This window comes from Larkinella bovis (assembly GCF_042655385.1).
GTDB classification, from domain to species: Bacteria; Bacteroidota; Bacteroidia; order Cytophagales; family Spirosomataceae; genus Larkinella; species Larkinella bovis.
Genome location: NZ_JBHSMA010000005.1, coordinates 13,049 through 37,640, shown reverse-complemented (window position 1 = coordinate 37,640; position 24,592 = coordinate 13,049). Strand labels below are relative to the sequence as shown.

Annotated in this window: 17 protein-coding genes; 7 read left to right on the top strand and 10 right to left on the bottom strand. The window is 53.9% G+C overall.

The features are described from left to right. Nucleotides 1–44: 44 nt before the first annotated feature. From ACFPMF_RS16770 to ACFPMF_RS16760, 3 genes are all read right to left on the bottom strand, one after another. On the bottom strand, nt 45–638 hold the full coding sequence (locus tag ACFPMF_RS16770) for a hypothetical protein (RefSeq protein ID WP_379847305.1): 594 nt from the start codon (nt 636–638) through the stop codon (nt 45–47). A gap of 130 nt (nt 639–768) precedes the next feature. Further along, a complete protein-coding gene (locus ACFPMF_RS16765; protein ID WP_379847302.1) occupies nt 769–3,138 on the bottom strand; it encodes an ABC transporter permease in 2,370 nt (789 codons plus the stop codon). Nucleotides 3,139–3,211: 73 nt separating this feature from the next. Then, nucleotides 3,212–5,614: an ABC transporter permease gene (locus ACFPMF_RS16760; RefSeq protein WP_379847299.1), complete on the bottom strand. Its 2,403-nt coding sequence runs from the start codon at nt 5,612–5,614 to the stop codon at nt 3,212–3,214. 780 nt (nt 5,615–6,394) lie between these two features. Here ACFPMF_RS16760 and ACFPMF_RS16755 point away from each other — a divergent pair. From ACFPMF_RS16755 to ACFPMF_RS16735, 5 genes are all read left to right on the top strand, one after another. Beyond that, nucleotides 6,395–9,574 carry a SusC/RagA family TonB-linked outer membrane protein gene (locus tag ACFPMF_RS16755; RefSeq protein ID WP_379847296.1) on the top strand — a complete coding sequence of 1,060 codons (3,180 nt, stop codon included), beginning with the start codon at nt 6,395–6,397 and terminating at the stop codon, nt 9,572–9,574. A 13-nt stretch (nt 9,575–9,587) separates the two neighbouring features. Continuing rightward, nucleotides 9,588–11,450, top strand: coding sequence for a RagB/SusD family nutrient uptake outer membrane protein (locus ACFPMF_RS16750; protein WP_379847293.1), 1,863 nt, complete (start codon nt 9,588–9,590; stop codon nt 11,448–11,450). Nucleotides 11,451–11,540: 90 nt separating this feature from the next. Then, a complete protein-coding gene (locus tag ACFPMF_RS16745; protein ID WP_379847290.1) occupies nt 11,541–12,248 on the top strand; it encodes a hypothetical protein in 708 nt (235 codons plus the stop codon). 25 nt (nt 12,249–12,273) lie between these two features. Next, the gene (locus ACFPMF_RS16740) at nt 12,274–15,645 is read left to right on the top strand and encodes a VCBS repeat-containing protein (protein ID WP_379847288.1); all 3,372 of its coding nucleotides are present in this window, start codon (nt 12,274–12,276) and stop codon (nt 15,643–15,645) included. A gap of 105 nt (nt 15,646–15,750) precedes the next feature. Continuing rightward, nucleotides 15,751–17,049 (top strand): vanadium-dependent haloperoxidase, encoded by a 1,299-nt coding sequence (locus tag ACFPMF_RS16735; RefSeq protein WP_379847285.1) that lies wholly within the window; start codon nt 15,751–15,753, stop codon nt 17,047–17,049. A 66-nt stretch (nt 17,050–17,115) separates the two neighbouring features. Here ACFPMF_RS16735 and purQ read toward each other — a convergent pair whose 3' ends face one another. Together purQ and bshA are read right to left on the bottom strand one after the other, a co-directional pair. Continuing rightward, entirely contained in the window at nt 17,116–17,805 is a 690-nt protein-coding gene (gene purQ / locus ACFPMF_RS16730; RefSeq protein ID WP_379847282.1) for a phosphoribosylformylglycinamidine synthase subunit PurQ, read from the bottom strand. A gap of 64 nt (nt 17,806–17,869) precedes the next feature. Further along, complete coding sequence (bshA, locus tag ACFPMF_RS16725; RefSeq protein WP_379847279.1) at nt 17,870–19,006, bottom strand: N-acetyl-alpha-D-glucosaminyl L-malate synthase BshA; 1,137 nt, start codon at nt 19,004–19,006, stop codon at nt 17,870–17,872. Nucleotides 19,007–19,216: 210 nt separating this feature from the next. On the opposite strand from bshA, the gene ACFPMF_RS16720 reads away from it, so the two are divergent. Together ACFPMF_RS16720 and ACFPMF_RS16715 are read left to right on the top strand one after the other, a co-directional pair. After that, nucleotides 19,217–20,116: a geranylgeranylglycerol-phosphate geranylgeranyltransferase gene (locus ACFPMF_RS16720; protein ID WP_379847276.1), complete on the top strand. Its 900-nt coding sequence runs from the start codon at nt 19,217–19,219 to the stop codon at nt 20,114–20,116. Nucleotides 20,117–20,193: 77 nt separating this feature from the next. Next, entirely contained in the window at nt 20,194–20,892 is a 699-nt protein-coding gene (locus ACFPMF_RS16715) for a TapB family protein (RefSeq protein WP_379847274.1), read from the top strand. 20 nt (nt 20,893–20,912) lie between these two features. Here the strand turns inward: ACFPMF_RS16715 and ACFPMF_RS16710 are convergent, their stop codons facing one another. From ACFPMF_RS16710 to hemC, 5 genes are all read right to left on the bottom strand, one after another. After that, the gene (locus ACFPMF_RS16710; RefSeq protein WP_379847271.1) at nt 20,913–21,347 is read right to left on the bottom strand and encodes a hypothetical protein; all 435 of its coding nucleotides are present in this window, start codon (nt 21,345–21,347) and stop codon (nt 20,913–20,915) included. 135 nt (nt 21,348–21,482) lie between these two features. Beyond that, nucleotides 21,483–22,385 (bottom strand): SDR family oxidoreductase, encoded by a 903-nt coding sequence (locus ACFPMF_RS16705; protein WP_379847268.1) that lies wholly within the window; start codon nt 22,383–22,385, stop codon nt 21,483–21,485. Nucleotides 22,386–22,409: 24 nt separating this feature from the next. Beyond that, complete coding sequence (locus tag ACFPMF_RS16700) at nt 22,410–23,123, bottom strand: peptidylprolyl isomerase (protein ID WP_379847265.1); 714 nt, start codon at nt 23,121–23,123, stop codon at nt 22,410–22,412. A gap of 57 nt (nt 23,124–23,180) precedes the next feature. Next, nucleotides 23,181–23,624, bottom strand: a complete 444-nt coding sequence (locus tag ACFPMF_RS16695) for a GNAT family N-acetyltransferase (RefSeq protein WP_379847263.1) — start codon at nt 23,622–23,624, stop codon at nt 23,181–23,183. Between the two features lie 32 nt (nt 23,625–23,656). Next, nucleotides 23,657–24,580 carry a hydroxymethylbilane synthase gene (hemC, locus tag ACFPMF_RS16690; RefSeq protein ID WP_379847260.1) on the bottom strand — a complete coding sequence of 308 codons (924 nt, stop codon included), beginning with the start codon at nt 24,578–24,580 and terminating at the stop codon, nt 23,657–23,659. Nucleotides 24,581–24,592: the final 12 nt, after the last annotated feature.

Sequence of the window (24,592 nt, the reverse complement as noted above, 5' to 3'; positions counted from 1 at the left end):
GTTGGGATTTTCTGGGGGCGGTTCCGTTAAAACCGGTTTTCCGCTTACTTCCGGGCGTTGGACAAGCCCAGACCATGTTCGGTATCGGTAATCAGGCGTTGTTTTTCGGCTTCACTTTTCCCCTGCAGGTTCAGGGTTCGTTCGAACACGTGCTCCTCGCCGTCCAGCTTATATTCATACTTGAGTTTCAGGCGGTTATTTTCAGGATCTTCGATGACGGTTTTCGTATAGGGCGTTCCGTCCGGCGCCACAATCACGTTTTTAGGAAGTTGGTTGTCCTCGTTTTTCGACCGGTTTCCGACGGTCCGGCTAGACGTCACCCCCTCTCCCGATTCGTACCGGGGCGGTTTTGTGTTGCGGGAAAACGCGGGGGCTTTGGGCGGGCGCGGTGGACTCACAACAATGTGCACCCCCAACGAATCCTGGATATGGCTCACCAGATAGTCTTTCTCCTCCTTGCTCATGTCGGTGGCGTCGAATTCTTCGTCGAAATGAATCTCCCGGTTGGGCTGTTCGACGTCGATCTTTATACGCAACGTTTTTCCGTTATCACTGATGTTCCGGCTAATGGACGAGCGTTCCTGCCCGACGGCGACCATGCTGATTCCTAAGAGTGCGAGGGTAAGTGCTGTTTTCATGTGTGTTTACTGTTGTCGGATGGCTGAACGGAGTTTCGCCGATTTAAGGATTAACGGGGATAGAAACGATTAGAAAAATACGGTAGCCATCTCATGTAAAATCCTGAAATCCGTGGACTCCCGGTACAGATTATTCATTTTTCAAACTCTTCACTGGATTCATTAAGGCGGCACTGATCGACTGAAACGACATCGTCAGCAACGCGATCAGGATCACCAGACCGCCCGCTGCGACAAAGAGCCATTCTTCCAACCCAACCCGGTACGCAAAATTCTGCAACCAGCGATCCAGTGCATACCAGGCAACCGGTGCAGCGATGAAAAAGGCAATGAAAACTAACTTGAGAAAATCTTTGGAGAGCAATATCAACACGTTAACGACGGATGCGCCCAGAATCTTGCGTATGCCGATCTCTTTTGTTCGTTGCCCGGTTGTAAAGGTAACAAATCCAAACAAACCTAAACACGAAACCACGATTGTTAATGCGGCAAACCCGTTAAAAATTTTCATCATCACCTGATCTTTACGGTATTGGCCCTCAACCGACTGGTCCAGAAAGGCATAATCGAACGGATGCTGCGGGTAGTGCTGCTGCCAGATTTTTTGCACGACGGCCAGCTGATCCGGTTTTACCTTGAGCATAACACTACTGGCGGGCTCGGTCTGGTAGACCAGCACCAGGGGTTCAATGACGGTATGCAGCGACCGGTAGTGAAAGTTCTTCACCACGCCGACGACGGTTCCTTTGTGATTAAAACCCGCCAGCGACTGCCCGACGCCCTCTTTCCAGCCCGCCATTTTGACAAAAGCCTCGTTGACCAGAAAACCGCCCGATTGGTCGGCCCGGGATTGCGACGAGAAATTCCGGCCGGTTTTCAATGGGATGTTCAGCATTGGCACAAACTGATCGTCCACGAATAGGTAATTGCTCATAATTTCGCGTTTCCGTCCGTTGGTACGCAGGGTGGTCGAAGCCATCGGCAATAACCCGTCGAACGACAAACCCGAACCCAGCGTTACTCCGTCGATTTCACTACGCCCTTTCAGGCTGTTGGCCAGGGCCACCGCACCCGCCCGCGCCGTCGAATCGTCGGGCAGATAGAGGCTCAATATGCGTTCTTTCGTAAAACCCAGATCGTGCTTTTGCAGGAAGTTCATTTGCCGCCGGATCACCAAAACACCCGCGATCATGCCAACGGCCAGCACAAACTGAAAGACGATGACCGATTGGCGCAGCCACGCGCTTCTGCCATAGGCGCCCAGCCGGAACGCCGGACCACGCCCTTTCAGCCCCTCGACCGGCCGGAACCCGGACAGCACAAAAGCCGGGTACAAACCGCCCAGCAAGGTGGTTATGAGCCACGTAAAACCGGCCAGTCGCAGGGTTTCGACCCCGGAAAGCGCCAGACGGATTTGCAGTAATGCATTGAAACCCGGAATGGCAACCAGCACCAGCCCGACAGCCAGGGCAATCGAAAAACCGCTCAGAAGGCCCGATTCAACCAAAAACTGCCGGACCAACTGACTGCGCCGGGCACCGTTGGCCTTCCGGATTCCAACCTCTTTGGCCCGTTCGGTTGCCTTGGCCATCAACAGGTTAATATAGTTCAGCAACGCAATTGCCAGCACAACTACCGACAGAAACGCGAACAGATAACCATACTGCCGGTTGCCCTTGGGCGTGTCGGCCATTTTGCCTTCCCGATAATGCACCGCTTGCAGCAGTTCCGTCGGAAAGCGGATCGTATACCCCTCCGCGCCCATCTTTTTCAGTTCGGGATTGGCATATTTCCCGGCGAGTTGCGTCAGCTTCTTATCAAAATCCGCCAGATTGGGCGGCTCACGGAAGAGGACGTACGTATAACACGGAAAATCGTCTTCCACCCACGAGCGGGGGCCGGCAAACGTTTTCGCCAGCAGTGCCTGCACGGGCAAATCGGTATTGCTCGGCAGATCGGCCATCACGCCGGTGATCCGGCAGCGTTGCCGGTTGACTTCAAGGGTTTGCCCCAGCACGTCCGTCGTTCCAAAATACGTCCGGGCCAACCGTTCGGAAATAACCATACTGTTGGGATTGGCCAGCGCCGAAACCGGATTGCCGGCCAGCAGCGGCCAGGAGAACACCGAGAAAACCGCCTGATCGGCATAATAGACGTCGGATTCTTTCCGGAGCTGATCCCGCAGCCGAACCACCGCCGTGGAAGGCAGCAGACGCACGGCGGTTTCGACCTCCGGGTAATCGCGTTTGAGCGCATCCGACAGCGGCACCGGACTCGACGCAATTGCCAAGGACGACTCGGGCGTTTTCAAAACCGTCGTTACCCGAACAATCCGGTCGGCTTTCGGGTGGAAACGATCGTACGAAAACTCGTGGCCGACATACAGGACCATCAGCAGACAGGCCGCCAGCCCAATCGCCAGCCCACCCGTGTTCAAACCGGTGTATAATTTGTTGCGCCAGAGGCCGCGAAGGGCGATTTTGAAGTAGTTGCGAAGCATCTTTCAATGAGTTAAGAGTTATGAGTTATAAGTTAATGCGTCAGCCAACTCTTAACTCTTAACTCATCATTCATCATTCCGAACGAAGTGAGGTAACCGGGTTTGTGAGGGCGGCTTTGAGGCTTTGGAACGAAACTGTCAGCAGCGCCACCAGCACCGCCAGCCCGCCAGCCAGGGCAAACATCCACCACGCAAGCTGGATCTTGTAGGCAAAATCCTGCAACCATTGATTCATGACATAACCGGCAATCGGCGAAGCGATCACCAGCGCAATCAGGACTACTTTGAGAAAATCTTTCGAAAGCAGCATCACAATGCTGGCCACCGAAGCGCCCAGTACCTTCCGGACGCCGATTTCTTTCGTCCGCTGAACGACCACCAGCGACACCAGACCGTATAAACCGAGGGCGCAAATCAGCATGGCAATCCCGGCAAACGCGTTGACCAACCGGAAAAGCAGGTTTTCGGTTTCGTAAAACCGGGCCAGTTGATCATCCAGAAATTCATATTCAAATACCTCATCCGGGTAGATTTTTTCCCAGGCCGCCCGGATGCGCTGAACGGTTTGCGAAGGATTATGGCCAGCAATCCGGATACCCGCGGTTTTGTACTGACTGGCATAACTGGTAATCAGGCAAGGGCCAATCTCGTCGTGCAGGGAACGCTGGTGAAAGTCTTTGACAACGCCGACAATGGGTAACAAAACCGGCGACAGGTGGTACTGCATCCGGCGGCCCAGCACCTGTTGTGGGTCCCGAATATTCATTTTGCGCAGAAACGCTTCGTTGACCAGGTACTCCCGGATCGTGTCACTCTCCGAAATGTTGCGCCCGGCCACGAGCTGGAGTCCGTAGGTTTTCAGGTAATCGGCATCGGCCAGTCGCTCCCGAATCGGAAAATGGGCCCAGTCATCACTCTCAAACTTAAACGAGCCGCCGTTCATCATCTGCGCCGAGGGGGGCCGGTAGCTGGCACTAACGGTTGTGATTTCGGGATATTGCAACAGGTTGTTTTTTAACGTTTCCCGCAGGGATTTATCGGGTCTGGGCAGCGGCACCACCACGACGTTTTCTTTATCAAGCCCCAGATCGGCATGTTGCAGGTAACGAACCTGCATGGCCACCACCAGCGAACCGATGACCAGCGCCTGACAAACCACAAACTGCGCCACCACCAGCGACTGCCGGACCCTGTAACGGCCCGACTTCCGGCCGGAAAACCGGCCTTTCAGGGCCACCCACGGACTAAAACCCGACAAAACCGCAGCCGGATAGCCCCCCGCAAGGCCAATTACAATGACGATCAGCAGGAGGATAAAACCGAAGGTCAGGCCGTCGAGATGCAGCGATAACGGCAGGCCAACCCACCGGTTAAAGACCGGTACCATCAAAACCGCCAGCAGCAGCGCGAACGTCGTAGCCGCCAGCACAATCAGTGCCGTTTCGAGCAGAAATTGACGGATCAGTTGCGCCCGCGTACTGCCCAGGGTTTTCCGAATGCCCACTTCCTTGCTGCGTCGCAGGGCCTGTGCCGTGGCCAGATTAACGAAATTGATGCAGGCCGTCAGCACCAGAAATAACCCGACGAATCCCAGCGACCAGAGCAGCGACGGACGAATCGCCGTGGCCCCCGTCGCCACGCGCCGGATGTCGAAATGCACATTCTGAAGCGGTTGAAAATGAAACCGAAAATAGCGGGCGTCCTTGCCAAACTGCTTCCTGGTCAAAGCGGGCATGGCGGCTTCCAGGGTAGCGACCGATTCCGGCTTTTTCAGCGTGCAGAAAAGCCGGTAATTGCTGTTGAGTTGATACCAGCTTGTTTGATCGTAGTTGGGGTCCAGTTCCTTGAGGGTTGCCAGGGAAATGAACAGTTGCAGGTCCACGTCGGTTGTCCGGGGCGGATCGGCCAGCACACCCGTCACTTTCGCATTGACGGTATGATTCAGCTGCAGCATTTGCCCGATCGGGTCGGCGTCACCAAAGTATTTTTTCGCCCAGGCCTCGGTCAGCACCACCGAATTCGGGTCGCGCAGGGCGGTTGTCGGACTGCCCCGTAACCAGTGGTAGTCCATTATCTCAAAATAGGCCGGTTCGGTCAGACCGGTGCCCGTGTGTTCCTGAAAACGGGTCAGGACGGTTTCGCCCGGTTTCCGGTAGCTGACGAGCAAGGCGCGATTCATGATCAGGAAAGCCGCCTGCTCGACCTGCGGATATTCGCTCCGCAACACCTGGGCCATCGGAAGCGGGGCTTCGGGATAATATTCAACCGAGCCATCGTCGAGGTGCAAATCCGTTACGACCCGGAAAATCCGGTCAAACCGGGTGTGGTGCCGATCCGTACGCAGGTGGTAGCGAATAAACAAAAACAGCAGTACCCCGCCCGCCAGCCCGACCGACAAACCCAGGATGTTGAGCAAGGTATAACTCCGGTTGGAGGTCAAATTCCGCCAGGCGATTTTGAAGTAGTTCTGCACCATGGTTCAGGATTGCCAGAGGGTTGAGGTACGCCAAAGGTACTGGCCATTCCCGCAACGATTGTCCTTCAAACTGTTAATAAACGTTAAGCCCGTACCGAATGGCCCGGTTTTACGGGACAATCAAAAAAATGCTGGGGAAGAACATCCGAATGCCGCTGCCGGGACGACAAGGATACGTAGCCACCTGACGGATTAACGACCGAAAAGAAGGTCGAATCGAGGTAACTAAAATAGCGCAGAAGTGACTTCTTTTTAACCGGTTTTAACTGCTTTTTAACTATTATTGTTTTAATATTTTAATAATTAATATTCTATTATTAATTTAACGTTACAATTGTGGAAGCGAGCAAATAAGAAATATAATTTTTCGAATTAGTAACCCGGTCCTTTGAACCCTGGAATGCTTGCAGAGCAGGCAACCGTTACCGGGTCTGGCCCAATTCGATGAAAACGACATGGTACTGTTTCTCACGGATAGCTTTTAACGGCTGATTTCGTCTGGACGAAATACGTTTCCTTTTGCAGTTTGCAATTTGTCATTAAACCATCTCTATTAATTTTTATTATGATTGAAATCTACGTTAAGCGTTCGAGTTTCTTCCCTGCATTAGTTGTTCCCTCTTCGTTTTTGAATTCTTGTTCCGGTTTTGGTACAAAACCGGAATTGCGTTGACACGTACCCACTTTTCATCACTACACTTCTCTGATTCAGAAAGCGTATTGCCTGATTACCAGTTGTACTTTTCTAATTCCTAATTAAACCAATCCTTCTTATCTGTTATGAAAAAGTCTACTCATCAGGTACCTCCCAAAACCAGGTATCTATTAGTACTTTCTCTATTGCTTCTCAGCCTGAATACGGTTCTGGCCCAAATTACCATTAAGGGGAAGGTGACCAGTACCCAGGCTGAAGCGCTGCCCGGCGTTAGCATTGTCGTCAAAGGAACCACGCAGGGGACTACGACGGCGTCCGATGGTACCTACTCGCTTAATGTTCCCAGCCGGAACTCCACGCTGGTCTTTTCATTCATTGGTTACGTCACCCAGGAAACAGTAGTTGGAAGTCGTTCCTCCATCGACATCAAGCTGCTCGATGATATCAGCCAGTTGAACGAAGTCGTGGTTGTGGGTTATGGGGTGCAAAAGAAAGAAACTGTAACCGGTTCGGTTGTTTCCGTGAAAGGAACGGACCTGATCAAATCGCCCACGACGAACCTGTCGAACTCCATCGCGGGGCGGCTGCCGGGTGTAGTCGCCGTTAACCGGAGTGGAGAACCCGGTTATGACGGTTCGGCCATCCGGATTCGGGGCACAAACACCCTGGGAAACAACAGCGCCCTGATCGTTGTCGATGGCGTTCCGGCTCGTTCCGGCGGTCTGGAGCGGATCAACCCGGCCGATATCGAAAACATCTCGGTTTTGAAAGATGCGTCGGCGGCCATTTACGGTTCGCGGGCGGCCAACGGGGTTATCCTGATCACGACCAAACGGGGTAAAAGCGGCAAACCGCAATTGTCGTACTCATTCAACCAGGGCTTTTCGCAGCCGACGGTTGTTCCCAAACTGGCGAATGCCGCTGAGTACGCCAAGATGCTGAATGACCTGAACGTATACGAACTTCCGGTTTCGGAATGGGCGGCCGCAACACAGGCCTACACGGCAACGGGTAAATACACCCGTCCCGACGGAACGGTTCGGACGGCGCCGTATTCACCGGACGATATTACCAAGTATAACGACGGCTCGGACCCCTGGGGTCACCCGAACACTGACTGGTATAAGTCTACCCTGAAAACCTGGTCTCCGCAACAGCAGCACAACCTGCAGGTTACGGGGGGAACGGAAGATTTCAAGTACTTGGCCTCGCTGGGCTACCAGAACCAGGATGCCTACTACAAGCGCTCGGCAACGGGTTACAAGCAGTATGACCTGCGTGTCAACCTCGACGCCAACATCAACAAATACATCCATCTAGCGGTGGGTTTGCTGGGCCGGGAAGAATTCCGGTTTTACCCAACCCGCGGTGCGGGTGCCATCTTCCGGATGCAGATGCGCGGGAAGCCCAACCAGCCAGCCTTCTGGCCCGATGGCCGTCCCGGTCCGGATATCGAAAACGGCGAAAACCCGGTGGTCATCACAACCAACGATACGGGTTACGACAAAGACAAACAGGATTATTTCCAGACCAACGGCCAGTTGGATATCAAAATTCCGGGGATTGAAGGGCTGAAATTTACGGGTACGGCCGCCATCGATAAACGGATTCGGGGCCGCCGGTTGTGGCAGACTCCCTGGACCTTGTACGAGCGCGGAACCGGTGTGGATGCCAACGGGAACCCGAACCTGATCGCCAGCCGGCGGGGACCGGCCGAACCGCGGTTGAACCTCTACAACGAAAACCAGTTGAACATCCTGCTCGGTGGAATCGCGAATTACGAGCGGAAGTTTGGGGAAGACCACGGCCTGACGGTACTGGCCGGGGTAAACCGCGAAACGATTACGGGTGATAACTTCGAAGCCTTCCGTCGGTACTTCATCTCCCCGGCCATCGACCAGCTATTTGCCGGTGGTGACCTGGAGAAAAACAACAACGGGGGTGCCTACGAACGCGCCCGGATTAACTACTTCGGCCGGGTTGCCTACAACTACAAGGAGAAATACCTGGCAGAATTCCTGTGGCGGTACGATGGTTCCGACATCTTCCCGGAAGCCACCCGGTACGGTTTCTTCCCGGGCTTCCTGGCGGGCTGGGTAATTTCGGAAGAAAACTTCCTAAAAAGCTCGATTCCGGCCATCAATTATCTGAAACTGCGCGGTTCGTGGGGTCAGTTAGGAAACGACCAGATCTACCTGCCGGGGACAACTAATTTAGCGACCTATCAATATCTGGCCACCTACGGTTTCAACACGTACATTATCAATAACTCGCAGGCTAAAACCCTGACCGAAGCCCGGATTCCGAACCCGACCATTACGTGGGAGGTAGCCAACAACGCCAACATTGGTCTGGAAGGTCAGTTGTTCAACGGAAAAGTCAACTTTGAGTTCGATTACTTCAACAACCTGCGGACCTCGATTCTGTATCCCCGGAACGCATCGATTCCGCGGACGACCGGTCTGGTACTGCCGCCGGAAAACATCGGAAAAGTTCGCAACAGCGGTTTCGACGGTCAAATTGGTTACAACGGTCAGGTACAGGATCTGAAGTTTACGGTCAGCGTAAACGGTGGGTATGCTCAGAACAAAATCATCTTCTGGGATGAAGCACCTGGGGCACCGGCCTGGCAACGGACGACGGGGATGCCGATCAACTCGTACATTGCTTATCAATATGATGGCGTGTTCAAGGATCAGGCCGAGATTGATGCCAACACCCTGGACTATTCCGCGATCGTGAAAACGCTGCGCCCGGGTGACATGAAGTACAAGGATTACAACGGCGACGGTAAAATCACCCCCGACGACCGCGTACGGAACAAACGCACCAACCTGCCGCTGTTCCAGGGCGGTATGAACATCACGGCTGCCTACAAGAACTTCGACCTGACCATCCTGTTCCAGGGATCAGCCGGTGCTCAGCAGTACATCAGCCTCGGTGAATCCGGAAACATCGGAAACTACCTGAAAGAGATCTATACGGATCGCTGGACGGTCGAAAATCCGAGCAGCGTTCACCCGCGGATTGCTAACCGGAGCGACCAGTATTTCTCGGGTGGTAACACCTACTGGCTGCGTTCGGCCGATTACATCCGCCTGAAAAACCTCGAACTCGGTTACACCATTCCGGAAACCGTCACTCGGAAAGTTGGGATGAGTAGCTTCCGGCTGTACGCTAATGCGTTAAACCTGGCTACCCTGGTCAACAAACTGGGTTCGTTTGACCCGGAAGTTGAAAGTACTACGGGACAATATTATCCGCAAGCTCGGGTGATCAACTTTGGTGCGTCGATTCGTTTCTAATTTTTCTTTCAACATGCTACGAAAATTTAAAACCATAAGTTTAGCCGTTGCCCTGTCGGCCTTCGCCGTAACCGGTTGTAACGACGATTTTGTGAATACCCAGCCACTGGACCAGGTTTCTGGTACAGCCGTCTGGTCGGATGCGGCCTTGGCCGAAGCCTTTGTAACGGGTATCTATGCGGGTCTGGGCCAGGGCGGTTTTAACGAACAGCAACTTGCGTCGCTGACCGACGAAACCCAGTTTACGCACCCCGGCCGGAACATCACCACCATTACGGAAGGGCGCTCGAACCCCGCGGATCCGGGTTGGATCAACGAAACGATCGAGTGGAACAACATGTACCTGCGCATCCGGGCGGCCAACCTGGCCCTTGCCAATTTGGCTAAACCGAACTTCCCGAATACGAATAAAATCGTAGAGCGTTTGATCGGAGAAGCCAAGTTCCTGCGGGCCTACTACTACCACCAGCTGGTGCGGTATTACGGGGGCGTTCCCATCGTCGATCGTCCGTACGACCTGGGTGAAGCCGATTACCTGGTCACCCGCAACACGATGGAAGAATGTATTAACTTCATCGTGAAAGATTGCGAAGACGCGGCTGCCGCGCTGAAGGGGGTGTCGATGGCGAGAGGCCGGGCCAACGAAGCCGCTGCCCTGGCACTCAAATCCCGCATCCTGCTGTACGCAGCCAGTGATCTGTACGATGCGGCTACGGCGAAAACCAAATCATCGGTGCATGCCGCCTACTCCAAACCGGAATTACTTGGCTACACGGCCGGAACCCGGGCCGAACGCTGGACCAAAGCACGGGATGCCGCCAAAGCGGTGCTGGATCTGACGGCCTACGGGTATCAGTTTAACCTGACGGCGCCGGTCACGAAGGATGAAGGTTCCACCAACTACAACAGCATTGCCATGTCGCGCAATGGTGGTGAGCGGGATATGATCTTCTCGCGTTCGTTCATCAACGAAAAACAGGAAGACGGGGGTCGTCAGGGCCAGTTTAACGGTCCGAACGGCTATCACAACTGGGCCGGTAATACGCCGATTGCGCAGATGGTCGACGATTATGAAATGATGGACGGCACCAAATTCAGCTGGACCAACCCGGCCCACGCAGCCTCTCCCTACGTCAACCGCGACCCGCGCTTCTACGCGTCCATTCTGTACGACGGTGCGCCCTGGAAACCCCGTACGGCCGACGTAGCCGCCAAAGATCCCGCCAACCAGATTCAGACGGGTAGCTACGAGATCACGGGTGCGGGTGGTGCCAAAACCGTCATTGCGGGTCTGGATACGCGCAAGAGTACGGTCGAAGACTGGAACGGTAGCTACACGGGCTATTACATGCGGAAATTCATCGATCCGAACCCGGCTATCGTCGATCAGAACACCTATCAGCAAATTCCCTGGCCGTTCTTCCGCTACACGGAAGCCGCACTGAACTACGCCGAAGCCTGTATCGAACTGGGCCAGGATGCCGAGGCCAAACTGTGGCTGAACCGCATCCGCTTCCGGGCGGGTATGCCGGCTCTGACTGAAACGGGTGCTGCGCTGAAAGAACGCTACCGGAACGAACGCCGGATCGAACTGGCCTTCGAAGAACACCGCTACCACGATGCCCGGCGCTGGATGATTGCTCCGACGACACTGGGCCGCAAGGTGGGCTGGATTTCCATTACGGGAACCCTGAAACCGGGTAAATCGGTGACCCTGTATAAATATGACCCCACCAACTACGATTATACGTACAAAGTAATTGAAGGGGACCCTGGCAAGGAAAACCGGGCGTGGGCCGACAAACAGTACTACTTACCAATCCACCGGGATGAAATGAACCGGAACAACAAACTGGTTCAAAACCCGGGCTATTAAGCGTTCAGAGTTCATCACGTTCATTACAAATCTATGCCAGCCCGATTGGAGCTGGCATAGATTTTTTGGTAGCATCCGACCGGTATACCCATGAAGACTAGCCTCCTTATTCTGGGCCTTGGTTTATTAAACGCTACTCTGTTGCGGGCGCAGGATTTCGGCATTCTTCGCATCAAGGGAGGGCCAAACTGGCAGCAATCCGTTCCCATCCGGGACCGCTACCGCTACGAGCAGTTCCGCCAGGGAATCATTGCGTATGGCAATGGGCAGCGGGCCACCGGGCAGCTCAATTACAATATTCTGATCGGCGAAATGCAATTCATCGTCCCCAATGGTGACACACTGGCGGTCGACAATGAATCGACCATTCGGGCCATTCAGATCGGCGAAAACAGTTTTCGGTATGACCCCAAATACGGTTTTATGGAAATCCGGGCCGACTTTCAACCGATTTTGCTGGTGTTTAAACCCATCTTCAAAACCATCAGAGCGGAAAAAAACGGCGGCTACAACCAGTCGTCCGGTACTTCCTCCATCAGCCAGTACAAATCATTCATAGGAAGTAGCGGCCAGCTCTCCCGACTGGAGCAGGAAGGCGATCTGTTGCTGGAAAAAGATATGCTCTACGGCATGATCGATCAGAATAACCGCTTTCACAAGCTTACCAGAAGCACGGTTTTAAAGGTTTTTGCGAAACATAAACCGCTCATTGAAACCTACTTGAAAACCGAAATGATTGATTTCAAGAAAGAAGGAGATCTTAAAAAATTGCTTCATTTTTGCAGTACATTGTCCTAAACACCGTCTCTTGTTTGATTCATCTATGCAATTCCCTTCCCTTTCGCTTTTCTTTTCCAGCTCTGTCATCATTGCCCTGACGCTGACCGGCTGCCGGGATTCGTCTTCGAAGGAAGAAAAAACCGCCGTCGAAAATACCGGTCCTCCGTTGTTTACCCTGCTCTCGCCCGACGAAACCCAGGTCACCTTTGCCAACAACCTGACCGAAGGGCTGAATACCAACGTCCTGATGTACGAGTATTTCTACAATGGCGGGGGCGTGGCCGTCGGTGACCTGAATAACGACGGGCTGGACGATTTGTATTTTACCGGGAACATGGTTCCCAATAAACTCTACCTGAATCAGGGTAATATGCGGTTTCAGGATGTTACCGATTCCGCCGGGGTGGCCGGTCGGGAAGGCCCCTGGAAAACCGGGGTTACGATGGCCGATGTCAACGGCGACGGCTGGCTCGATCTGTACGTCTGTTATTCCGGAAATGTATCGCCCGAAAAGCGGATCAACCAACTCTTTATCAACGAAGGAACGAAAACCGGCGGCATGCCGCATTTCACCGAAAAAACCGCCGAATACGGTCTGAACCATCCGGTTAATGGTACGCAGGGTTTCTTTTTCGACTTCGACAAAGACGGCGATCTGGATCTGTTCCTGCTGAATCACAATCCGAAATCGCTGCCGGTTCTCGATGAAGCCAGCACCGCCGATCTATTGAAAAAACCAGACCCGGAAACCGGCCTCCGGCTTTTTCGGAACGAGCCGAAGAATGGCCAGCCGTATTTCCAGGACATTACCCGGCCGGCCGGTTTACGCAACACCACGCTCTCCTACGGCCTGGGGGCGGCCCTTTCGGATCTTAACGGCGATGACTGGCCGGATTTGTACATTTCCAATGATTACACCATTCCCGACTACCTCTACATCCACAACAGCCGAAAAACCGGCCCGCTCTTTTCGGATAAAATTCAGGCCAGCCTGGGCCATTTTCCGCATTTTTCGATGGGCAACGACGTCGCCGATGTCAACAACGATGGCTTGCCTGACGTGTTCGTGCTCGACATGCTGCCCGAGGACAACCGCCGGCAGAAACTGCTCTTTGCGCCTGACAATTACGAGAAGTTCGACCTCAACCTCAAAACCGGGTTTCATTACCAGTACATGCGGAACATGCTGCAAATCAACAACGGTGATGGCAGCTTCAGCGAAATCGGGCAACTGGCGGGGCTTTCCAATACCGACTGGAGCTGGGCACCCCTGCTGGCCGACTACGACAACGATGGCTGGAAAGACCTGTTTGTGACCAACGGTTTTGTCCGGGATTTCACGAACATGGACTTCATGAAATACATGAACGACTACCTGCAGAACAACCAGAGCAACGTCCGTCGTCAGAACATTCTGGAGCTGGTGTTCAAGATTCCGTCGTCGGATGTGATCAATTATGTCTTTAAAAACAACGGCGATCTAACCTTCACCGACGTGAGCCGGGCCTGGGGCATGTCGCTGCCGTCGAACAGCAACGGGGCCGCTTACGCGGACCTGGACAACGACGGCGACCTGGATCTGGTGATCAACAACCTCAACAATCCGGCGTCCATCTTTCGGAATGATGCCGACCGAACGCTCAAAAACCATTACCTGAACGTCAAACTGGAAGGAACCGGCGCCAACCGTTTCGGGCTGGGTGCGAAAGTAATGCTTTACCAAAAGGGCAAACTGCAGTTGCTGGAGCAGATGCCGTCGCGGGGCTACCAATCCAGCGTGTCACCGGTTTTGCATTTTGGCCTGGGAAAAGACTCCAGCATTGACTCGCTACGCGTGGTCTGGTCCAGCGGGAAACAACAGCTCCTGACCGGTGTCAAAGCGAACCAAAAACTCGTTCTGGCCGAAAAAGACGCCCAAACCGGCCCGATTTCCCGGTCCGCACCCCCTACCCTGTTTACAGAAACCGCATCGCCGGTTGCCTACCAGGCCAGCCGGAACAATGTCAACGATTTCAAACGACAGCCGCTGCTCGTCAACCCGCAGTCGTTCGTCGGCCCCTGTCTGGCAAAGGCCGATGTCAACGGCGACGGACGGGACGATGTTTTTGTGGGTGGCGGAAATGGTCAGGCCGGTATGATTTATCTCCAGCAGGCCAATCAGCAATTTGCACCCAAACCGCAGCCGGCTCTGGAAGCCGACAAAGCCAGCGACGATGCCGATGCGGTTTTCTTCGACGCCAACGGCGACGGCTTTGTGGACCTGTACGTCGTCAGCGGAGGGTACGCCAACTTCCTGCCCGACGACGCGAAGCTCCAAGACCGGCTGTATCTGAACGATGGAAAAGGCAATTTTACGAAAAGCCCCGGGGCGTTACCCCTCATGCGGGTCAGCAAAAGCTGCGTGCGGGTGGCCGATGTCAACGGCGACGGCAAACCGGACCTGTTCGTGGGCGGGCGGGTGATTCCGGGGCGGTATCCCGAAACGCCCCAGAGCTTTTTGCTGGTTAACGATGGCAAGGGCAATTTCAGGGACCAAACCGCCACGCTGGCGCCCGATCTGCAACGAATCGGCCTAGTGAGCGATGCCGCCTGGACCGATCTGAACAATGACAAAAAACCGGAACTGATCGTCGTGGGCGAATGGATGCCCGTAACGGTGTTCGGCCACAGCGATGGGAAATGGGTCGATCAGACAAAAACGTATTTCGACCGGGCGTTTAAGGGCTGGTGGAATAAACTGCTGGTAGACGACCTGAATGGCGACGGCAAACCGGATCTGGTGGTGGGAAATCAGGGGCTGAACACGCAGTGCAAAGTCAGCGAAAAAGAACCCGCCGAACTGTTTTACAAGGATTTTGACGACAACGGCTCGGTCGATCCGATCCTGTGTTTTTACATCCAGGGCCAAACCTACCCGTACGTTTCCCGCGACGAACTGCTGGACCAGCTCAGCATCATGCGGACCCGCTTTCCGGATTACAAGAGTTACGCCGATGCGACGATGACGGATATTTTCACGGAAGAAGAACGCAAAGATGCCCAGCGACTGGAAGCCAATTACCTGAAAACCGCCTATTTTGAAAGCACGGCTTCGGGGACGTTCCGGGAAAAAGCCCTGCCAATGGAGGTGCAGACCTCACCGGTTTTTGCGCTGACGGTTGTTGATTACGACCGCGACGGGAAGAAAGACCTGCTGGTGGGCGGCAACGTCAACCGGGCTCGCCTTAGGTTTGGCAAGTCCGACGCCAACTACGGCATCCTGCTGAAAGGCAACGGCAACGGCCAGTTTGCATACGTTCCGCAGCGGCAGTCCGGTTTCCAGCTCAAAGGCGATGTGCGGAGTATGCTGCCGGTCGGCAACACGGTTTTATTCGGGATTAATCAGGTAGGTATCAAAGCGTATCGGTTTAAATAAGTTATAACACAGAGTTAATCAGAGGGTATCAGCGTTATCAAAGTATTTCTCCGATTACCCCTGATTTCCCCTGATCAACTCTGTGTAACAATTCCTTCCAGTTCAATGAAAAAAATCTTATTATTCTTCCTCATCCTCAGCAGTTGCCAGACAAAGAAGACCCCGGAACTCAGTCACCGCGAGGTCAGCAAGGTCATCGACGAGATGACGGAGGTGATGATCCACGACGTAACCAACCCACCCCTGGCCGCCCGGTTTTTCAGCTACGCCTGTCTGGCGGGCTACGAAGTGGTGGCGCAGAACGACCAGGCATTTCGGAGTATGCACGGGGTTTTGAACGACTATCCTTCCCTTTCGAAACCGCAGGATGTCAGCGGGTATTCCACCGACCTGAGCGCCTTGTTAGCCATGATGAAAACCGCCCAGAAAATGCAGCCGTCGGGCTCGCGGCTGGCAACGCTGGAAAAGCAACTGCTGGATTCCTGCCGCACGGTCGGTTTTTCAGACGAGGTCATTGAACGCTCCACGGCGTATGCCACCCAGATCAGCGCGCAGATTCTGAAATACGCGAAGGCCGACCGGTACAATAAAATCAGCAACTACCCGCGTTACACCCCTTCCGAAAAAGAGGGGCACTGGTACCCGACACCGCCGGGCTATTTTGCGCCGGTCGAGCCCTATTTCAACACTGTCCGGCCGTTTACGCTGGATTCGGCCGCGCAGTTTAAGCCGGTTCCGCCCGTGGCCTTTTCCAAAGACAGGAAATCGGCTTTTTACCGCCTGCTCGAAGAGAATCACAGGGCGGGTAGCACAACCTTATCGGACGAACACCGGCAGATTGCGGCTTTCTGGGACTGCAATCCATTTGCGCTCGAAAACAATGGTCACCTGATGGTGGGGCTAAAAAAAATCTCACCGGGTGCCCACTGGCTCGGCATTACCGGCATTGCCTGCGCCCAGGCGAAAAAGAGCTTTGCCGAAACGCTGAAAATCCACACGGCGGTGTCGATCGGGTTGATGGACGGTTTTCTGGCCTGCTGGGACGAAAAATACCGGAGCGACCGCATCCGGCCCGAAAGCGCCATTCGCCAATTGATGGACCCGTCCTGGAAACCGTTTCTGCAAACGCCCCCGTTTCCGGAGTACCTCAGCGGCCATTCCACGGTTTCGTCGGCTACGGAAGTTATTCTCACCCATTTTTTCGGTGACAACTTCAACTACACCGATACCGTCGAGGAGCGCTACGGTCTGAAAGCCCGCACTTTCCGTTCGTTCCGGGAGGCCGCCATTGAAGCCGGCCTGTCCCGGTTTTACGGCGGCATTCACTTCATGGACGCGATTGATAACGGCCGGAATCAAGGCTTAAAAGTAGGCGAATGGGTGGTGAAGAAACTGGAGCAGTGATAAAACACAAACTCCCCGAACGGCAATCGTTCGGGGAGTTTGTGTTTCGCAAAAGGGACGCCTGTTCTATACCAGGACGGCGTTCAGCAATTGTTCCAGAATCAACCGGCCATCCGTATTGCCCAGCAGCGGATCGGCGGCCCGTTCGGGGTGAGGCATCATGCCGAACACATTCTTGCGTTCGTTGGCAACCCCCGCAATGTTGTCCAGACTGCCGTTCGGATTGGCCGCATCGGTGATGTTACCGGTTTCGTCGCAATAACGGAAAATGATCTGATCGTTATCGTTCAGCTCGTTCAGGGTATCGGCATCGACAAAATACCGGCCTTCGCCGTGCGCAATGGGAATTTTATAGGCTTTATCTTCCAGATCCGCCGTCAGCAGCACACTTTTCGACTGCGGACGCAGGTAGATATTCTTGCAAACATATTTCTGGTTGGTATTCCGCAGCAACACCCCCGGCACCAGCCGCGCTTCGGCCAGAATCTGAAAACCGTTGCAGATACCCATCAGGTAACCGCCCCGTTCGGCGTGTTTGATCACCTCATTCATGATGGGCGAAAACCGGGCCACGGCTCCCGTACGCAAATAATCGCCGTACGAAAAACCGCCGGGCAAAATGATGAAATCACAGCCCTGCAGGTCGTGGTCTTTGTGCCAGAGTTTCACAACGTCCTGCTTCAGTTGGTCGCGCAGGGCATGGACCGCGTCGTCGTCGCAATTGGAACCGGGAAAAACTACTACACCGAATTTCATACGTTCGTTGATTAAGCTACAAAGTTAACACTTATCGGCCAGAAAGTCTTGAAAAAATGCGGTTTCAAACCAGCGCCCGGCTTTCCATCACTACTTTTTCGTAGTAGTTCTCGTACAAGGGCAGAATCCGCGAAATCTCGAATTCTTTCGCCCGCTCCAGCGCGTTATGCTTGAAGGTCGGCAGGTTATCGTCATTGAGCACGTACAGGGCGTTTTTCACCATATCGTCAACATCGCCCACATTGCTCAGAAAACCGGTCATGCCCTGCACGTTGAGTTCGGGCAAACCGCCCGCGTTGGACGTAATCAGCGGTACTTCGCACGCCAGTGCTTCCAGGGCCGCCAGTCCGAAGCTCTCGTTTTCCGAAGGCATCAGAAACAGATCGGCCACCGACAAGACTTCCTCCACCGCATCGAGTTTTCCCAGAAACCGGACATCCTCGTAAATGCCCATGTCGCGGCATAACTTCTCGATCCGAACGCGTTCCGGCCCGTCGCCCGACAATAGCAACTTACTGGGAATCTGCTTATTAATCTTATTAAAAACCTGGACGACATCGTCGATGCGCTTCACTCGCCGGAAGTTTGAGGTATGCACGATGAGCTTCTCGCCGTTCGGGCAAATGGCGGTTTTGAAATGTTCTTTTTTCTGGCGCTTGAACCGTTCCAGATCAATGAAATTCGGAATTACCTCAATTTCGCGCCGAATCGCGAACTGGTCGAGCGTTTCCTGCCGCAACTGGTTCGAAACCGCCGTTACCCCGTCCGACTCATTGATGCCGAACGTCACCACCGGTTCGTAGGAGGCATCTTTCCCAACCAGCGTAATATCCGTTCCGTGCAAAGTAGTTACAAACGGTATATGCCGCCCCTGCGAACGCAGAATCATCTTGGCCATGTAAGCCGCCGATGCGTGCGGAATGGCGTAATGCACGTGCAGCAAATCCAGGTTTTCGTACTGCACCACGTTCACCATCGCACTGGAAAGCGCGGATTCGTAGGGCGGAAACTGAAACAGCGGATAAGTCGGTATATTAACTTCGTGGTAAAAAACGTTCTCGTTGAAAAAATCGAGCCGGGGCGGCTGCTGGTAGGTGATAAAGTGAATCTTATGCCCGGCTTTTGCCAGCGCTTTGCCTAGTTCAGTCGCAACAACCCCACTTCCCCCGAACGTCGGGTAACATACGATGCCAATTTTCATAAAATCAGATAAGTGATTGAGGGACTGAGGGATCGCAATAGCATCAATGGATGTCAAAGCAAGCAAGGATACCATCCGATCGTCAATCACTTTCCATAACATCAATTGCGGCTAATTGTGTTCACGGATTCGCGTCAATGGAGAAAGATTTTAATGTCGCCGGGGATTCGGCCCGGAAACCGTATCTTTGACTGAATTTTGTTTCTGGTTATGAACCCCAAAGTTCGGAGCAAAGCGGCCCGCACGGGTAATCCGCCCTTTTATGTGTTTGTCCTGGGTTTTCTGCGGCTGATTCGGGTGCAGAATCTTCTCATTATTGTGGGTACGCAGTACTTCGCCCGGGTAACGCTCATCGGCCCGCGCGACAACTGGCCCAGCCTTTTGCTCGACACCAAACTCTTTTTGCTTTCACTCTCCACGGTTTGCGTTGCGGCTGCCGGGTACATCATCAACGATTATTTTGACGTCAAGATCGATATCGTCAACAAACCGGAACGGGTCATTATCGGGCGGTATCTGAAACGACAGCTTGCGATGGGCGCCCATCAGGCGCTCAATTTTCTCGGCGTGGTCATCGGGTTTTATCTCAGCAAATGGATTTTTGTCGTCAATGTGCTGTCGGTCACGCTGCTGTGGTTTTACTCCTCGACCTTCAAACGCCAGCCGTTCATCGGCAACTTTATCGTGGCTTTCCTGACCGCCCTGGCCCTGATCGTGCTGGCGGTTTATTACCGGCAACAGGTTGATTTACTGCTCATTTACGCCCTTTTCTCCTTCGTTATCACGCTCGTCCGGGAGATCATCAAGGACATGGAAGACGTCAAAGGCGACGCCCGCTTCGGTTGCCGCACCCTGCCGATCATCTGGGGATTGCGCCGAACCAAGCAGGTTCTGTATGGCATCATTGCGGTCTTTATCGTTTCCCTGTTCGTCATCGCCCATTCGCTCCAGAATCCGCAGTTGTTCTGGATTTTTGTCATTTTGCTGGTGCCGATTGCCTGGCTCGTTTACCGGCTGGTCCGGGCCGATACCAAGCGGGATTTCTCCTACCTGAGTTCACTTTGCAAACTGATCATGCTGATCGGCGTGGTGAGCATGGCCTGGGTCTAACACCCGTTCCCTCAATCCTTTGTTGCCAGAATCGAAGAACTGCGTATTTTCGGGCCGTATCCCATAAACCCGATTGTATGAAATTCCTCGTTCTTTTTTTCGCCCTGGCGTTCACCCTCGTTAAAACATCGGCTCAGGACTGTCTGGGTATGAAATTCAAGGCCGGTTCCAGCTACGAAATGCTATCGTACAGTCCCAAAGACAAAATCATCGGCCGGATGGTGTACACGATCAAAGAGGTGAAAAGTGAAGGCGGTTCGACCCTCATCGACGTCACGATGCAATCGTTCGACGAAAAAGATAAACCGTCCCCGGAAATGGCCGTTCGGTATACCTGCAACGGCAACGAACTCATTGCGGACTTATCGGGCCTGCTGCTAGCCACTAACGATGGCCTGAAGGACATGGAAGTGAAGGTGAAAGCCAACCAGCTGATTTACCCCAAAGAACTGGGCACTGGCAGTAAATTACCCGATGGGAACATGGCGGCTGAACTCTACAGCAAAGGCACCAAAATGATGGATATGGATTTTCAGGTGGTCAACCGGGCCGTAGAAGGCCAGGAAAACCTGACCACGCCCGCCGGACAGTTCAGCGTATCCAAAATCAATTCGGAGATCAACATGACCAACCGGGCGATGGGCATCCCGATTCGGGCCACGTTCCGCTCGACCAGCTACCGGGCCAGCCAGGTGCTGTTCGATATCAAAACCGAAACCTACAACAAAAACGGAAAACTGAAAGGCTACACGGTTTTGAGCAAACTCAGTCAGTAGCGACGGTTTTCGGCGAAACTCTAAATCTGTTTCCGGCTAATCAACTTGCTGATCGCCGTGCCGTTGACGGAAATAATTTCCTTGGATTCCATCGCCGGTTCCAGATCAACGGCGCGGAAGTTCACGCTGATACCACCTTTGGGCCGAACCAGGGCGACGTATCGTTTGTCGTTGCCCGAATCTACTTCCCGAAACTCCTTGATCACGGCGTACTTGTAACCGTACCCTTCTTCCAGATGGGCGGTTTTCTGACCAAATTTGTCAAACGACACGTAAATGTGCTGATAGCTTCCGTCTGCCAAACCGCCTTCACCAAACCGGACCGTATCCCCGATTTTCAGAGCAATCCCCCGTTTCGTCGTAATCGGCCCGGTTACTTTCTTGCCGGATGCCGGTAACTGGGCCACACTTTGAAGCGAAACACTGATAAGTGCCAAAAAGAAAATCCATTTCATAGCGGTTTACGGTTTTCGGTATACAGTTTTCAGTATTCGGTATACAGTTTGCGGGTCGGTTCTCCGCCGGGACTGACGCCTACTCTTCTTTGAGCGTCAGCTACCGAAAACCGTAAACTGTATACCGTAAACCAGTCAGGCAATCTGTCCGGCTAAAACCGCAATGCCTTCTTCAAAGCTTCTCGGTTCGTAGCCCAGGACGCGACGCGGTTTGTCCAGAATGAATCCGGTGCGTGGTGGGCGCCGGGCCGGCTGGGTAAAGGTAGTCGAGTCGGCCTGCGTAATCAGGGACTTATCGAGCTGGAAATAATCGGCGGTTTTGATGGCCATTTCATACGGCGTCAGAAAGTCTTTCCCCGAAATGTTGAAAATCCCTTCGGCTTTCTGGTCGGCAATCAGCCAGCAGCCCAGCGCCAGGTCCTCGGCCAGCGTGGGCGTCCGCCACTGGTCCGTTACCACCTTGATGGTTTTGCCGTCTTCCAGCGACTTTTTTACCCACAGGATAATGTTGGTCCGGCTCATATCGTGCGCGATGCCGTAGACCAGAACCGTCCGGGCAATGGCCCATTGGATCCCCGAATGAATAACGGCTTTCTCGGCGGCATATTTGCTCCAGCCGTAGAAACTGATCGGATTAGCCTCCGCTTCCTCGTCGTAGGGCCCCGCCGAACCGTCGAAAATGAAGTCGGTTGAAACGTGTTCCAGAAATACATCATGGATCCGGCAGGCTTCGATCAGGTACTCGACCGCCGACACATTCTGCGCCCAGCAGGCGGTTTTCTCCGATTCGCACTGGTCTACGTTGGTCATGGCCGCCGTATGAATAATGACATCCGGTTTGGTCTGACCAACCACCGCCAGCACTTCCTCCCGGTTGGTAATGTCCATCGACTGAAAAGTGTAGCCTTCCGAAGCGGGTAAGCGATTGGCCCCACGGGCGGTGGCAATCAGCTCGACAGCAGGCTGCTTCGTCAGCAAATCGACCAGTTTCTGGCCCAGCAGACCGTTGGAACCGGTAATCAGAATGCGTTTTTTCATAAAAAGTTTAAAACCGGGATTTCGTTATTTTTGGTAAACGTACCCGTATTGTTTGGTAATTTTTTTCTTCTTCATCCACTCGCCCGAAACCGTCATTTTCAGGTCTTTCAACGGCCGGTTGAGCGGATTGGCGGGTTGGCGGGCAATGCTGTCCACAACGGCCAGCCCGTCGATCACCTCCCCAAAAACCGTATAGTTTCCGTCCAGGTGCGGGGTACCGCCCAGCGTTTGGTAGACCTGTTTCTGCGCATCGGTCGGCTGACGACCTTTCAACTGGGCAATGCGCTCGGTTTGGGCCCGGAAACTCTCATCGTCCCACACCCGGCCCTGTACCACGTAAAACTGGCAACCGCTCGACGCCTTTTCGGGGTTGTTGTTGCGGGCAGCCGCCAGCGCTCCTTTTTTATGAAACCGTTCGGGCACAAATTCGGCCGGAATCAGGTAGCCAACGTCGCCGTTGCCCAGCATCTGCTCCGGTTTGGCGTTGCGCGATTCCGGGTCTCCCCCCTGAATCATGAAATTCTGGATAATCCGGTGGAACAACAGCCCGTCGTAAAACTTTTCCTGGGTCAGCTTGATAAAATTCGCCTTGTGCTTCGGGGTCTGATCGTACAGAATCAATCGCATCGAACCCAAATCCGTGTTGATCGTCACCAGATAATCTTTCTTTTTGGGCGGTTTTTTAGCCCAGGCCGGACTAATCAGGAACAAGGTAAGAAGCAATACGGATAGCCGCATAAGGAATATAGGGGAAGAGGGTCGCTTTCGTCTTTTCTCTCTTTTCTTTGGTTCGAACTACAACTTCAACGCAAAATGGTGGCTGACGATGTTGAACCGCTTGTTCAGGTACAACCGGTGCGCATCATACCGCTGCGGATTCTGCCCCGAATCGAGCGTCACGGCCGTACAACCGGCTTTGCGCGCTTCGTCGATCACAAAGTCGAGCAACCGGCCCGCATAGCCTTTGCCGCGCTGGTCGGGCAGCGTCGACAAATCGTCAATATAGAGGGTTTTGCCGCTGAAAAGCAAATTCATGTAGCGGTACCCAATCACGGCCGGCGCCACGGTTTCCGCCGGTTGCTCCACGGTATTATCAATGTAGGCAATGAGATACCGGTCCGTTTCCTGTAACGACAAAATATGTTCCAGCGCCTGGGTTTCGGTCAGCTGCGAGCGTAACGCTACCATCGCGGGCAGGCACCGGCGAACGTCGGCTTCCGTTTGGGCAATTTTAACCATTGTGGGATCAGGTGGGACTTTCGCGGGCCAAGTTACAAGTTTTGGCGCACAGCCCGCAAAATTTCGCCCCCACCTTTTGCTAAAATGCTTTCGGCCAGGTCGTGACCGATTGCCCCGGCTTCCGCCAGCGGTCCGCTAAACTGCTCGCGCAGCAGTTCACTCCCGTCCAGACTGACAATCCCGCCGGTCAGGGTCAGTTCCTCGCCCTGCAAGGTCGCCAGGCCAAAAACCGGGATACTGCACCCGCCTTCCAGCCGACGCAAAAACGCGCGTTCGGCTTTCAGACAGGCCTCCGTCGGCTCGTGGTTGGTCAGTCGGCGAATGAGTTCCAGTTTCTCCAGTGATAAGGTACTGGCGGCTTCGACGGCCACACTGCCCTGCCCCACGGCGGGGGTAAAATCCTGCGTGGGCAGGTATTCGGCAATCAGCTCGTCGTATTCCATCCGGTGAACACCCGCAAAGGCCAGCAGCAGCGCATCACACTGGCCTTCTTCCATTTTCCGCAGGCGCGTCTGGAGATTGCCCCGCATATCGACGGTTTTGATGTGCGGGCAAAAATGCTTCAGCATCGCCACCCGGCGCGTGGAAGACGTTCCGACCACAAATTCGCGGCCACTCGTCAGCGACAAACTTTTGTCGTGGCTCACCAGCACATCGTTGACCCGCTCCCGTTCCGTGAAGGCGATGATGGATAAATCGTCGGGCAGGGACGACTGCAAATCTTTGGCACTATGCACCGCAATATCGATGGTGCCAGCCCGAAGCTGGTCTTCCAGTTCCTGCGTAAACACCCCTTTACTGCCAATTTTTGACAGGGAACGATCCAGAATCTGATCGCCTTTGGTTTCAATCAGCACCAGTTCCGAATCAACGTCGGCGGTTTTCAGCAAGGCCTGAATGTGGTAGGCCTGCCAGAGCGCCAACCGACTGCTCCGGGTTCCAATTTTTATCTTCATAAATGAAAAGTG

Coding starts and splice junctions, on each gene's coding strand:
- ACFPMF_RS16770 (WP_379847305.1), bottom strand. CDS start 638: ATGAAAACAGCACTTACCCTCGCACTCTTAGGAATCAGCATGGTCGCC.
- ACFPMF_RS16765 (WP_379847302.1), bottom strand. CDS start 3,138: ATGCTTCGCAACTACTTCAAAATCGCCCTTCGCGGCCTCTGGCGCAAC.
- ACFPMF_RS16760 (WP_379847299.1), bottom strand. CDS start 5,614: ATGGTGCAGAACTACTTCAAAATCGCCTGGCGGAATTTGACCTCCAAC.
- ACFPMF_RS16755 (WP_379847296.1), top strand. CDS start 6,395: ATGAAAAAGTCTACTCATCAGGTACCTCCCAAAACCAGGTATCTATTA.
- ACFPMF_RS16750 (WP_379847293.1), top strand. CDS start 9,588: ATGCTACGAAAATTTAAAACCATAAGTTTAGCCGTTGCCCTGTCGGCC.
- ACFPMF_RS16745 (WP_379847290.1), top strand. CDS start 11,541: ATGAAGACTAGCCTCCTTATTCTGGGCCTTGGTTTATTAAACGCTACT.
- ACFPMF_RS16740 (WP_379847288.1), top strand. CDS start 12,274: ATGCAATTCCCTTCCCTTTCGCTTTTCTTTTCCAGCTCTGTCATCATT.
- ACFPMF_RS16735 (WP_379847285.1), top strand. CDS start 15,751: ATGAAAAAAATCTTATTATTCTTCCTCATCCTCAGCAGTTGCCAGACA.
- purQ (WP_379847282.1), bottom strand. CDS start 17,805: ATGAAATTCGGTGTAGTAGTTTTTCCCGGTTCCAATTGCGACGACGAC.
- bshA (WP_379847279.1), bottom strand. CDS start 19,006: ATGAAAATTGGCATCGTATGTTACCCGACGTTCGGGGGAAGTGGGGTT.
- ACFPMF_RS16720 (WP_379847276.1), top strand. CDS start 19,217: ATGAACCCCAAAGTTCGGAGCAAAGCGGCCCGCACGGGTAATCCGCCC.
- ACFPMF_RS16715 (WP_379847274.1), top strand. CDS start 20,194: ATGAAATTCCTCGTTCTTTTTTTCGCCCTGGCGTTCACCCTCGTTAAA.
- ACFPMF_RS16710 (WP_379847271.1), bottom strand. CDS start 21,347: ATGAAATGGATTTTCTTTTTGGCACTTATCAGTGTTTCGCTTCAAAGT.
- ACFPMF_RS16705 (WP_379847268.1), bottom strand. CDS start 22,385: ATGAAAAAACGCATTCTGATTACCGGTTCCAACGGTCTGCTGGGCCAG.
- ACFPMF_RS16700 (WP_379847265.1), bottom strand. CDS start 23,123: ATGCGGCTATCCGTATTGCTTCTTACCTTGTTCCTGATTAGTCCGGCC.
- ACFPMF_RS16695 (WP_379847263.1), bottom strand. CDS start 23,624: ATGGTTAAAATTGCCCAAACGGAAGCCGACGTTCGCCGGTGCCTGCCC.
- hemC (WP_379847260.1), bottom strand. CDS start 24,580: ATGAAGATAAAAATTGGAACCCGGAGCAGTCGGTTGGCGCTCTGGCAG.